Source organism: Pseudomonas sp. FSL R10-1350, assembly GCF_009600525.1.
GTDB lineage: Bacteria > Pseudomonadota > Gammaproteobacteria > Pseudomonadales > Pseudomonadaceae > Aquipseudomonas > Aquipseudomonas helleri.
In genome coordinates this window covers 38,527-49,949 of record NZ_WIVR01000016.1, presented here as the reverse complement: position 1 = coordinate 49,949, position 11,423 = coordinate 38,527, and the positions used below count along the sequence as shown (strand labels likewise).

Sequence of the window (11,423 nt, the reverse complement as noted above, 5' to 3'; positions counted from 1 at the left end):
TAAGGTGCTTTAAAAATTCATCAGCCGTTCGCTGCTGTTTTTACGCTCGACAGCTTTGGGCACGTACGCGCAATAGCCTGGGCGCGGGCCTACACGCGGGTGGTTGCGGCAGGTGTCGGGGCGTTTGTCGTAGATGGTGCACATGCGCGACTTGCGATCCAGGTACAGGCAGTCGTTATTGCTCATGCGCTGCAGGGTGAAAATCCCTGACTTCTGGTTGAAACGCTCAACGATCCCTTCTTTTTGCAGGCGCTTGGCGATGTTCTTCGGCGGGTCGCCCAGCTCGAATTCGTCCACCAGGCCAATGCGGATCAAGTCTTTGACCTTGACCTCAACCGGCAGGGTGCAGCAGCTGGAAATGCAGGAGCCGCACATGGGTGCGGAGTATTTGGCCCAGGTATCGAGACGGTCGATTTCCGCGGCAGCAATCAGGTTGGACTTCATCAAGGGTGTATTCCAGCGTGCATCAGGGCGCGCGATCATACCGGGGTTGATCGCAGAGTGAATCACCATTTGCCGGTTTTTTGTACAAAGTGTGCGTTGAAGCGTTTAGCAGGCGGGGTGCATCGTTTTGGGGCGCTGTTCATTTCGTCTGTTTTTAATAAAAAAAAGCCCGAATCAACGCGCGTTGTTCCTGTCGAACGGTCTAGGCTGACACCACTCGTCCTTCTAATCGCTCCATCCCGCCAGAGGTTGTATCGATGCCCCAGGAACCGCTTGTTCGTGACGCGCAGGTAACGGCTTTTCGTGACGCTGTACTGGCCAAACTGACTTACGCGGTGGGTAAAGACCCGGATCACGCGTTTGACCATGACTGGTTTGAAGCCATTGCACTGGCCGCCCGCGACCATATGGTCGAGCACTGGATGGACCATACCCGGCAGATTTACCGCAAAGACCAGAAGCGGGTGTACTACCTGTCTCTGGAGTTTTTGATCGGCCGTTTGCTCTACGACAGCCTGAGCAATCTGGGCCTGCTCGACGTCGCACGTGAGGCGTTGACCGAGCTGGGTGTGGACCTGGAGCGCATCCGCCTGCTGGAGCCCGATGCGGCCCTGGGCAACGGCGGCCTGGGCCGACTGGCCGCGTGCTTTATGGAAAGCATGTCGACCTTGGGCGTCGCCGCTCACGGTTATGGCATTCGCTACGAGCACGGGTTGTTCCGCCAGAGCATCGTCGACGGCTGGCAGCAAGAGCAAACCGAAAACTGGCTCGACTTCGGCAACCCCTGGGAGTTTGAACGCGCCGAGGTGTTGTACTCAGTAGGCTTTGGCGGGTCGGTTGAAACCAAACAGGACGAGCAAGGCCTGTCACGGCAAATCTGGTGGCCCAGCGAAACCGTGCGCGCCATCGCCTACGACACGCCGGTGGTCGGCTGGCGCGGGGCCAGCGTCAATACCTTGCGCCTGTGGCGGGCAAGGGCGCTGCATGACTTGAACCTGGGGCGCTTTAACGCCGGTGACCACTTGGGCGCGGTGGCCGAAGTGGTGCGGGCCGAGAGCATCTCGCGCGTGCTGTACCCGGCTGACAGCAACGAGGCTGGCCAAGAGCTGCGCTTGCGTCAGGAGTTCTTCTTTGTTTCGGCCTCGCTGCAAGACCTGCTGCGCCGCCACCTGAACGTCCACGACACCTTGCTCAACCTGGCCGAACATGTCTCGATCCAGCTCAACGACACACACCCTTCGATTGCTGTCGCCGAGCTGATGCGCATTCTGGTCGATGAGCACGGCATCGAGTGGCACACCGCCTGGCAGGTCACCGTCGACACGCTGTCGTACACCAACCACACCTTGCTGCCCGAGGCGCTGGAGACCTGGCCGGTGGGCCTGATGGAGCGCCTGCTGCCGCGCCATATGCAGATCATCTACCTGATCAACGGCTACCACATCGACCAATTGCGCGAGAAAGGCATTCACGACTTTGGCGTGCTGCGGGCCGTGTCGCTGATCGAAGAAGACAACGGCCGCCGGGTGCGCATGGGCAACCTGGCGTTTCTTGGCTCACACAGCGTTAACGGCGTGTCGGGCTTGCACACCCAACTGATGCGCAGCACGGTGTTTGCCGATCTGCACAAGCTGTACCCCGACCGTATCAACAACAAAACCAACGGCGTGACCTTCCGCCGCTGGCTGTTCCAGGCCAACCCGCCGCTGACCGCGATGCTCAAAAACGCGCTGGGCGAAGATGTGCTGGATGAAACTGAACATAAATTGATCAAGCTCGAACCGTTTGCCGAGCGCGCTGACTTCCGCAAACAGTTTGCCGAGCAACGCCTGCAGAGCAAATGCACCCTGGCGGCGCTGATCTACGAGCGGCTGGGGGTTGTGGTCAGCCCTGAAGCGATGTTCGACGTGCAGATCAAACGGATCCATGAGTACAAGCGCCAGTTGCTTAACCTGCTGCACACCGTGGCGCTGTATCAGGCTATTCGGGCCGAGCCGAGCAATAACTGGGTGCCACGGGTGAAGATCTTCGCGGGCAAGGCGGCGGCCAGTTATACACAGGCCAAACTGATTATTAAGCTGGCCAACGACATCGCCCGCACCGTCAACAGCGACCCCACTGTGCGCGGCCTGCTCAAAGTGGTGTTTATCCCCAACTACAACGTCAGCCTGGCCGAGAACATCATTCCGGCGGCGGACCTGTCCGAGCAAATCTCCACCGCCGGCTACGAGGCGTCGGGCACCAGCAACATGAAGTTCGCCCTCAATGGCGCGCTGACCATCGGCACCATGGACGGTGCCAACGTGGAGATGAGTGAACGCATCGGCGCTGAAAACATGTTTATTTTCGGCCTGACCTCCGAGCAGGTCGAAGCCCGCAAGCTCAATGGCGAGTTCCACGCCTCGGCGGACGTTGCGGCGTCGCATCGGCTCAATGATGTGCTGCAAGCCATACGCGGCGGGGTGTTTTCCCACGACGACCCGGCACGTTACACCGGTTTTGTCGATTCTCTGATCGAGTACGACCGCTTTTTGGTGTGTGCCGACTTTGATGCCTACTGGGATGCGCAGATGCGCGTTGAACACCTGTGGCACAACCCGGACGAATGGTGGCGCCAAGCCGTGTTGAACACCGCACGCGCGGGCTGGTTCTCATCGGACCGGACCATTCGTGAATACGCGACCGACATCTGGAAGGCGTTGTAATACCCCTGTAGTCGCTGCCGAAGGCTGCGATCGAGTCCGCAGGGCTCGCGTTTTTAACAACGAAGCCCCTTCGGGCCTTATCGCAGCCTGCGGCAGCGGCTACTGTTTTAAGTTGATTTAAGGGTTCAGCACCGGCCTCTCCGTCGGTTGTGAGTCTGTTTAGAAGATTTGCACGGCAACACGCGTTAAACTGCGCGGGTTTTTTCGCCCCCTCCCCATTGTTCGGAGCCTTACATGTCCCGCGTTACCCTGAGTCGCTATTTGATCGAGCAGACCCGTAGCAACAACACCCCTGCTGATTTGCGTTTCCTCATCGAAGTGGTGGCGCGTGCTTGCAAAGAGATCAGCCACGCCGTGTCCAAAGGCGCCCTGGGCGGTGTTCTGGGCAGCATGGGCACTGAAAACGTGCAAGGTGAAGTGCAGAAGAAACTCGACGTGATTTCTAACGAAATCCTGCTCGAAGCCAACGAATGGGGCGGTCACCTGGCCGGCATGGCGTCCGAAGAAATGGACAATGCCTACCAGATCCCGGGCAAATACCCGAAAGGCGCCTACCTGCTGGTATTCGACCCGCTGGACGGTTCGTCGAACATCGACATCAACGCTCCGGTCGGCACGATCTTCTCGGTACTGCGTTGCCCGAACGAATACCTGAGCCAGAACGAGCCGTTGAATGAAAAGGCCTTCTTGCAGCCAGGCACCCAACAGGTTGCTGCCGGTTATGCCATCTACGGCCCACAGACCATGCTGGTTCTGACCTTGGGCGACGGCGTAAAAGGCTTCACCCTGGACCGCGAAATGGGCAGCTTCGTGCTGACCCACGAAAACATCAGCATTCCGGAAACTACCCAGGAATTCGCCATCAACATGTCCAACCAGCGTCACTGGGAAGCCCCGGTACAGCGCTACGTTGACGAATTGCTGGCTGGCGAAGACGGCCCGCTGAACAAGAACTACAACATGCGTTGGGTGGCCGCGATGGTCGCTGACGTGCACCGCATCCTGACCCGCGGTGGCTTGTTCATGTACCCGCGCGACAGCCGCGAGCCGTCCAAGCCGGGCAAACTGCGCCTGATGTATGAAGCCAACCCGATGTCGTTCCTGGTTGAGCAGGCGGGCGGCGCGTCGACTGACGGCCATCAGCGCATCCTCGACATCCAGCCAGAAGGCCTGCACCAGCGCGTAGCGGTGTTCCTGGGCTCGAAAGAAGAAGTGGCGCGCGTGACCTCGTACCACAAAGCGTAAAACCCTGGCTGCACCCGACAATCCCTGTGGGAGCGGGCTTGCTCGCGATGACATCGACACGGTCTATTCGTTAGACCGAGTTGTATGCATCGCGAGCAAGCCCGCTCCCACAGTCGTTTTTACTCACGGGAACCACCCCGCGCTTTTCTCTTCTAAGCTTGCAGCAGGCAGCGATGCCGATTCTTTTATTCAGGAGCTTTTCCATGAAGTTGCGTTCATTGGCGTTGTTGTCGTTCTGTGTGTTGCTGGCGGCTTGCAGCAAGGTCAATCAAGAAAACTACTCCAAACTGTCGGCGGGCATGACCAAGGCCGAGGTGGAACAACTGCTGGGTGGCCCTACCGATTGCTCGGGTGCGTTGGGTATGTCGAGCTGCACCTGGGGCGATAAGAACAGCTTTATCAGCGTGCAATACGCCGGTGACAAAGTGCTGATGTTCTCGGGGCAGGGCCTTAAATAAAGCGCAGGGAGCGTTTGCGATGAAACGTCTTTTAGTTTGCCTCGGGGCTGCCTGGTTACTGGCCGGGTGCTCAACATCCAACAACGACGCGCTGGCACCGAACACGGTGGGCAGCGTCGATTTACAGCGCTATCAGGGCACGTGGTATGAGCAGGCGCGATTGCCGATGTTCTTCCAGCGTAACTGCGCGCAATCCGAGGCTCAGTACACGCTCAAACCTGACGGCAATGTCGCGGTGTTGAACCGTTGCCGAACGGCAGAAGGTAAGTGGGAAGAGGCCAAGGGCACCGCCAGCCCGCAAGTGCCGGGCAAAACCGACAAACTGTGGGTCGAGTTCGATAACTGGGTGTCCAAGCTATTGCCGGGTGCGACCAAGGGCGATTACTGGGTGTTGTACTTGGGGGATGGCTACAGCACTGCGCTGGTCGGCAACCCGGACCGGCGCTACCTGTGGCTGCTGTCACGCAAGCCGCAGATCGATCAGCAAACCCGCGACGAACTGCTCAGCAAGGCTCAGCAGCAGGGTTATGACACCACCCGCCTGATCTGGCGAGCACCCGACGCGGACATGCCAAAAGAGTAAATCCGTGTGTAGGAGCGAGCTCGTCTCGCGATCTTTTGATCTTCTAAAAGATCGCGAGGCAAGCTCGCTCCTACAGGGTTCTAGGGCTTAGGCGCGCAGCAGGGTTTTCCAGGCGCGGTTCTGGTACACGGCAATGGCTTGTTGCTTGCGCGCGTTGAGCAGCAGGTCATTGCTCTCGGCGTCGTCAGTGATTGGCAAGTTCGCCAATTCTTGCAACTTGTTCATCTCACCGTACAAGCGATCCACTTCCGGGATCTCCAGCACGCCACGCGCCAGGCGCAACCAGGCCTGAATACGCTCAATGCGTGGCAGTTGCTCGGCCAAGTCTTCTGGCTGCTGCTGGTAGCGGTTCAGACGCAGCGCAATGGCCTCGTCCGACAGCAGGCGTGGCAGCCAGCTGGCCAATTGTGCAGCGCCCTGGCGGTTGCCACGGGTGGTGCCACGGTCGATGGTCCAACTGCGGGCCAGCAGCCAGCGTGAGGTGTTCAGCGAGAACTGGCCCCAGCGCGGGTCTTCCAGTTCTTCGAGGAACTGCTCAGGGGCAGCTTTACGCACGTCTTCATCGTCCTGGCCGATTTGTACAATCGGGCGCCAGTCTTCAAGCAGGGCATCCAGCTCGGCCCGCAGGGTGTGGGTCGATTGGCGCGGGGCGGCCTGGCCGAGGCTGCTGACCAGTGCACGCAGGTCAATCAACTGGTGCAGCCAGTCTTGCAGCAAGCGCCAGTGGCCATTAAAGCGATATTGCTCAGCCAAGCGCTGGCTGTTGCCCAACAGGTGCCAGGCCAACGCGGCAAAGGCGTCGTCCAGCGGCGTTTCTGGGGTCAACTCAGGGGCTGGCAGGGTGACGGTGTAGCTGTTGGCGTCGAACAGGCGATAGCCGCGCTCAGCCTTGCTGATGTCGCAAGGCATCAGCGGCAGTTTTTCAGCCAGCTCGGCGGCCAGCTCCAGCAGGGCGGCAGGCTCGCCTTCGCGCAGTTCGAGTTCCAGCTCGCAGATTTCTTCTTTCTGCTTGCCGGCAATCACGTGGCCCAGGTCCAGCGCGGCTTCGATCACTACTTTGGCTTTGCCACGGCCCCACGAGATTTCAGCGCGCTCGCGAACGAAATCGGTGGTGAAGATCGGCTTCAGGGTTTTTTTGTCCAGCTCGGCCAGTTCGTCAGGCCAGCATTCGCCTTCGAGCTTTTTGATGTCGAGCTTGGCCTTGGGCAAGTGCCAGTCGTATTCGTTGCGCTCAGACAGCCCGGCAATGCTTTGGCCGCGGGTCTTGAGGGTTTGAATCACCTCTTCACCATCGCGGCGCAGGCGCAGGGCAACCTTGGCCTTGGCCAGATCGCGCTCAGGCGTGTCGAAGTACTGGTTTAACAACTCACGGCTTTCCCAGCCACTTTTGTTGCGTTTTTTCAGCAAAGGGTGCTCGCGCAAGGCGGCGAGGGTTTCTCGGCTGACGCGGAGCTTGATTTCGGTTTCTTTTTGCATGGCCGGAAAATCCAGGAACGGTGCGCAGCCGGGGAAAGTGTGGCTGCCAAGGCCGTGCAGTGTACAGGACTCACCGCCCCGGCGCGTCGCGCGGGTTTATTCTGTGGCGCAGATGGCTCTATGATGGGCCTCGCCCAGCCAACAGGAAGCCAGCGCATGCCCTTACCGTCCCTCAAAGAGCAATTCGCTGCGTTGATCGGCACGCCGTCGGTCAGTTGTACTCAGCCCCATCTGGATCAGTCCAACCGCCCCGTGATCGATTTGCTGGCCACGTGGCTGGGTGAGTTGGGCTTCAGTTGCGATATCCAGCAGGTCAGCCCCGGCAAGTTCAACTTGCTCGCCAGTTTCGGCAGCGGCCCCGGCGGTCTGGTACTGGCCGGCCACAGCGACACGGTGCCGTATGACGAAGCCCTGTGGCAGACCGATCCGCTCAAGTTGACCGAAGTGGACAATCGCTGGGTAGGCCTGGGCAGTTGCGACATGAAGGGCTTTTTCGCCTTGATCATCGAAGCCGTGCGCCCGCTGCTGGACCAACCATTCAAGCAGCCGCTGCTGATTCTGGCCACCTGCGACGAAGAAACCTCCATGGCCGGTGCGCGTGCGCTGGTCGAGGCCGGGCGGCCGCTGGGGCGTGCCGCGGTGATTGGTGAACCGACCGGGCTCAAACCCATCCGCATGCACAAAGGCGTGATGATGGAGCGCATCGATATTTTGGGGCGCAGCGGCCACTCATCGGACCCAAGCCTGGGCCACAGCGCGCTGGACGCCATGCACGACGCGATCACCGAGCTTAAAGGGCTGCGCCAGCAATGGCTGAACGAGTACCGCAACCCGCAGTTCAGTGTGCCGCAACCGACCCTCAACTTTGGCTGCATCCATGGTGGCGACAACCCGAACCGGATTTGTGGCCAATGCTCGCTGGAATTCGACCTGCGGCCTTTGCCAGGCATGGACCCGGCGCTGTTGCGTTCAATCATTCGCAGCAAACTCGATCCGTTGGCCGAGCGCCATCAGGTCAAAATCGACTTTGCCCCGATTGCGGCGGGTGTGGCGCCGTTCGAGCAGGCGGCTGACAGCGAACTGGTGCGCGTGGCCGAGCGGCTCACCGGGCATCGCGCCGAAGCAGTAGCGTTTGGCACCGAAGCACCTTATCTTCAGCAGCTTGGCTGCGAGACCATCGTGTTGGGCCCGGGTGACATCACCTGCGCGCATCAGCCCGGTGAACACCTCGAAATGTCACGTTTGCAGCCGACAGTGCGTCTACTAAGCCAACTGATCGAACATTATTGCCTGACCCCGGCCCAGTAAATGGCCGCAGGCCCGACCCGTATACACAAGGAGAGCACGCGTGTTGCCAAGTTTGTTTCGACGATAACTACCAGCCTGCTGTGCGTTTGCTGTTTTTGCCCTTTTTAGGCGGCTCATTTTTTACAGGCTTTGGTTATGCACGATTACGTTAACTGGCTGCGTCATGCTTCCCCTTACATCAATGCTCACCGCGACTGCACCTTTGTCGTCATGCTCCCCGGCGACGGTGTAGCGCACCCCAACTTTGGCAACATCGTCCACGACCTGGTGCTGCTGCACAGCTTGGGCGTGCGGCTGGTGCTGGTTCATGGCTCGCGCCCGCAAATCGAAAGCCGCCTTGAAGCCCGTGGCCTGCAACCGCATTACCACAAAGGCATGCGCATCACCGATGCTGCGACGCTGGAGTGCGTGATGGACGCCGTGGGCCAATTGCGCATCGCAATTGAAGCGCGCTTGTCCATGGACATGGCCTCATCGCCCATGCAGGGCTCGCGTTTGCGCGTGGCCAGCGGCAACCTGGTGACCGCACGGCCGATTGGCGTGCTCGATGGCGTGGACTACCACCACACCGGCGAAGTGCGCCGGGTCGACCGCAAGGGCATTAATCGCCTGCTGGACGAGCGCTCCATCGTGCTGCTGTCGCCCTTGGGTTACTCGCCCACCGGCGAAACCTTCAACCTGGCCTGCGAAGACGTCGCCACCCGCGCCGCCATCGACCTGGGCGCTGACAAACTGCTGCTGTTTGGCGCTGAGTCCGGGTTACTGGATGAACAAGGGCGGCTGGTGCGTGAGTTGCGGCCACAGCAAATCCCGGCGCACATGAAGCGTCTGGGCAGCGATTACCAGGCGGAATTGCTTGAAGCGGCTGCCGAGGCATGCAGCGGTGGCGTGGCCCGCAGCCACATCGTCAGCTACGCCGAAGACGGTGCGCTGCTGACCGAACTGTTTACCCGCCACGGCGGCGGCACCCTGGTTGCCCAGGAACAATTCGAAGTCACCCGCGAAGCGGCGATTGAAGACGTGGGCGGTTTGCTGGACCTGATCAGCCCGCTGGAAGAGCAGGGCATCTTGGTGCGTCGTTCACGGGAAGTGCTGGAGCGCGAGATCGAGCAATTCAGCGTGGTTGAGCGCGAAGGCATGATCATCGCCTGCGCGGCGCTGTATCAGATTGCGGATTCGGATGCCGGTGAACTGGCGTGCCTGGCGGTCAACCCGGAGTACCGTCATGGTCGTCGGGGTGATGAATTGTTGGAGCGCATCGAAAGCCGTGCACGGGCGCAGGGGCTGAAAACCTTATTCGTCCTCACGACACGCACGGCTCACTGGTTCCGTGAACGCGGCTTTGAGCCAAGCAGCGTCGAACGCCTGCCAGCAGCACGAGCGTCGCTGTACAACTTCCAGCGCAACTCCAAGATCTTTGAAAAGGCGCTGTAAAACATACAAGGCCTGTAGCCGCTGACGAGGCACGAAGGCTGCGATGGGTTGCGAAGCGACCCTGGACGGCGGTCCTGCGGCCCGCATCGCAGCCTTCGTGCCTCGACAGCGACTACAGAGTCGCTGTGTCGCTGTGTCGCCTTAGTTACTGATCGCCAAAATACTCGCCTGGTACGAGGCCACGAACAGGTCGAAATCACCTTCTTCGATTTTCTCGGTCTCGGCTTGTTCGAGCAGTGATTGCTTGGCTTTGGCTTCGAACGCGGCCTGGTCTTCCGGGCTCAGCGGGGTGTCGCGGAAGTACTCCGCGTGGGCCTGGCTCTGGCGCATCGAAAACTGGGCGAAGCTTTCTTTGTGTTCAGTCATGCTGGCCAACACTTTGGCCGACGGGGTCAGGGACACGTCCTTAACCTTGGCAAACTGATCGTCCAGCGCCTTGCTGTGGGCGTCGCCGCCATGCACTTGGTCCAGCAATGCCGCTACCGGGGCGATTTTTTCCAGCAGTTCTGCCGCCCACTCTTTCAGTTCGACCGCTTGGCCCTGACGCTGCAATTGTAGACCCGGGCGGCGACCTTCTTTGACCACGCTCAAGAAGTTGGACGTGCAGTTGCCGCATTCGCTGCTCTCGAACTGCGGGCTCTCTTGCAGTGCGCAATACAGCAGGAAGGCGTCCAGGAAGCGTGCTTGCGGCAGGTCGATGCCCACCGGCAGGAACGGGTTGATGTCCAGCAGGCGCACTTCAACGTACTGCACGCCACGGGCCACCAGGGCCTGGATCGGGCGTTCGCCGGTGTAGGTCACGCGCTTGGGGCGAATGTTGGAGTAGTACTCGTTTTCGATTTGCAGAATGTTGGTGTTCAGTTGCACCCATTCGCCATCTTTGTGCGTACCGATCTCGACATACGGCGGGTACGGCGTCGCCACGGCCTTGCGCAGGCTGTCGGTGTAGCTGTCGAGGTTGTTGTAGCAAGGCGTGAGGCCCGCCTGGGCGTTGCTCTGGTAACCCAGGTCGCTCATGCGCAGGCTGGTGGCGAACGGCAGGTACAGCGTGTCGGCATCCAGTTGCTCCAACTGGTGCGAACGGCCGCGCAAGAAGCCGGCATCCAGCGCAGGTGAGGCGCCAAACAAGTACATCAGCAACCAGCTGTAACGGCGGAAGTTACGAATCAGCGCGATGTAGGCGTCCGACTGGTAATCACGGTCGGTACCGACAAAGCCCTCTGCTTGCTTGAGCACCGGCCACAGGGCTTCAGGCAGGCTGAAGTTGTAGTGGATCCCGGCGATGCACTGCATGGTCTTGCCGTAACGCAGAGCCAGGCCCTTGCGGTACACGTACTTGAGCTGACCGATGTTGGACGTGCCGTAGTAGGCAATCGGAATGTCTTCTTCGGCCGGCAACGGGCACGGCATCGAAGGGCTCCACAGGAACTCGTTACCAAGTTTGCTGTAGGCAAAACGGTGAATCTTGTCGAGGCTGGCCAGCGTGTCCGTAGGGTCGGGCAGGGCCGGGGTAATAAACTCCAGCAGCGACTCGGAATAGTCTGTGGTGATTTGGTCGTTGGTCAGCGCCGACCCCAGTTCCTCAGGATGCGGGGTCTGCGCCAGTCGTGCATCGGCCGTTACGCGCAGGCATTCGCGCTCGATACCATGCAGGCACTGCTCGAGCAAAGAGAGGTGTGTGCGCTCGCCAAGTAAGTTCAGGCGGCGGTTGAGAAGTTCGCTCAAGTTAGATTCCTTCACGCGTCAGTCGCCCCAATATGGGGGTGGTCA

General features: G+C 60.0%; 9 protein-coding genes. 6 read left to right on the top strand and 3 right to left on the bottom strand.

Features of this window, described 5'->3' with window-relative positions; all coding sequences use genetic code 11:
- Nucleotides 1–9: 9 nt before the first annotated feature.
- Nucleotides 10–447, bottom strand: coding sequence for a YkgJ family cysteine cluster protein (locus tag GHO25_RS10050; protein WP_048366966.1), 438 nt, complete (start codon nucleotides 445–447; stop codon nucleotides 10–12).
- A gap of 254 nt (nucleotides 448–701) precedes the next feature.
- Between GHO25_RS10050 and GHO25_RS10045 the strand changes: the two genes are divergently transcribed.
- From GHO25_RS10045 to GHO25_RS10030, 4 genes are all read left to right on the top strand, one after another.
- The gene (locus GHO25_RS10045; protein ID WP_153390711.1) at nucleotides 702–3,149 is read left to right on the top strand and encodes a glycogen/starch/alpha-glucan phosphorylase; all 2,448 of its coding nucleotides are present in this window, start codon (nucleotides 702–704) and stop codon (nucleotides 3,147–3,149) included.
- 234 nt (nucleotides 3,150–3,383) lie between these two features.
- Nucleotides 3,384–4,394, top strand: a complete 1,011-nt coding sequence (locus GHO25_RS10040) for a class 1 fructose-bisphosphatase (protein ID WP_153328092.1) — start codon at nucleotides 3,384–3,386, stop codon at nucleotides 4,392–4,394.
- 203 nt (nucleotides 4,395–4,597) lie between these two features.
- Complete coding sequence (gene bamE / locus GHO25_RS10035) at nucleotides 4,598–4,852, top strand: outer membrane protein assembly factor BamE (RefSeq protein ID WP_048366772.1); 255 nt, start codon at nucleotides 4,598–4,600, stop codon at nucleotides 4,850–4,852.
- 19 nt (nucleotides 4,853–4,871) lie between these two features.
- Nucleotides 4,872–5,435, top strand: a complete 564-nt coding sequence (locus GHO25_RS10030) for a lipocalin family protein (protein ID WP_153390710.1) — start codon at nucleotides 4,872–4,874, stop codon at nucleotides 5,433–5,435.
- An 87-nt stretch (nucleotides 5,436–5,522) separates the two neighbouring features.
- Here the strand turns inward: GHO25_RS10030 and GHO25_RS10025 are convergent, their stop codons facing one another.
- Nucleotides 5,523–6,911, bottom strand: coding sequence for an inorganic triphosphatase (locus GHO25_RS10025; protein WP_153390709.1), 1,389 nt, complete (start codon nucleotides 6,909–6,911; stop codon nucleotides 5,523–5,525).
- A 156-nt stretch (nucleotides 6,912–7,067) separates the two neighbouring features.
- Between GHO25_RS10025 and argE the strand changes: the two genes are divergently transcribed.
- Both argE and argA read left to right on the top strand, forming a co-directional pair.
- Nucleotides 7,068–8,219 carry an acetylornithine deacetylase gene (gene argE / locus GHO25_RS10020; RefSeq protein WP_153390708.1) on the top strand — a complete coding sequence of 384 codons (1,152 nt, stop codon included), beginning with the start codon at nucleotides 7,068–7,070 and terminating at the stop codon, nucleotides 8,217–8,219.
- A gap of 135 nt (nucleotides 8,220–8,354) precedes the next feature.
- Entirely contained in the window at nucleotides 8,355–9,653 is a 1,299-nt protein-coding gene (gene argA, locus GHO25_RS10015; RefSeq protein WP_048366768.1) for an amino-acid N-acetyltransferase, read from the top strand.
- A 141-nt stretch (nucleotides 9,654–9,794) separates the two neighbouring features.
- Here argA and gshA read toward each other — a convergent pair whose 3' ends face one another.
- Nucleotides 9,795–11,378, bottom strand: a complete 1,584-nt coding sequence (gene gshA / locus GHO25_RS10010; RefSeq protein ID WP_153390707.1) for a glutamate--cysteine ligase — start codon at nucleotides 11,376–11,378, stop codon at nucleotides 9,795–9,797.
- Nucleotides 11,379–11,423: the final 45 nt, after the last annotated feature.

What these genes read in the sequence shown, in the direction of transcription:
- GHO25_RS10045 (WP_153390711.1), top strand. Translation starts at nt 702, where the DNA reads ATGCCCCAGGAACCGCTTGTTCGTGACGCGCAGGTAACGGCTTTTCGT.
- GHO25_RS10040 (WP_153328092.1), top strand. Translation starts at nt 3,384, where the DNA reads ATGTCCCGCGTTACCCTGAGTCGCTATTTGATCGAGCAGACCCGTAGC.
- bamE (WP_048366772.1), top strand. Translation starts at nt 4,598, where the DNA reads ATGAAGTTGCGTTCATTGGCGTTGTTGTCGTTCTGTGTGTTGCTGGCG.
- GHO25_RS10030 (WP_153390710.1), top strand. Translation starts at nt 4,872, where the DNA reads ATGAAACGTCTTTTAGTTTGCCTCGGGGCTGCCTGGTTACTGGCCGGG.
- GHO25_RS10025 (WP_153390709.1), bottom strand. Translation starts at nt 6,911, where the DNA reads ATGCAAAAAGAAACCGAAATCAAGCTCCGCGTCAGCCGAGAAACCCTC.
- argE (WP_153390708.1), top strand. Translation starts at nt 7,068, where the DNA reads ATGCCCTTACCGTCCCTCAAAGAGCAATTCGCTGCGTTGATCGGCACG.
- argA (WP_048366768.1), top strand. Translation starts at nt 8,355, where the DNA reads ATGCACGATTACGTTAACTGGCTGCGTCATGCTTCCCCTTACATCAAT.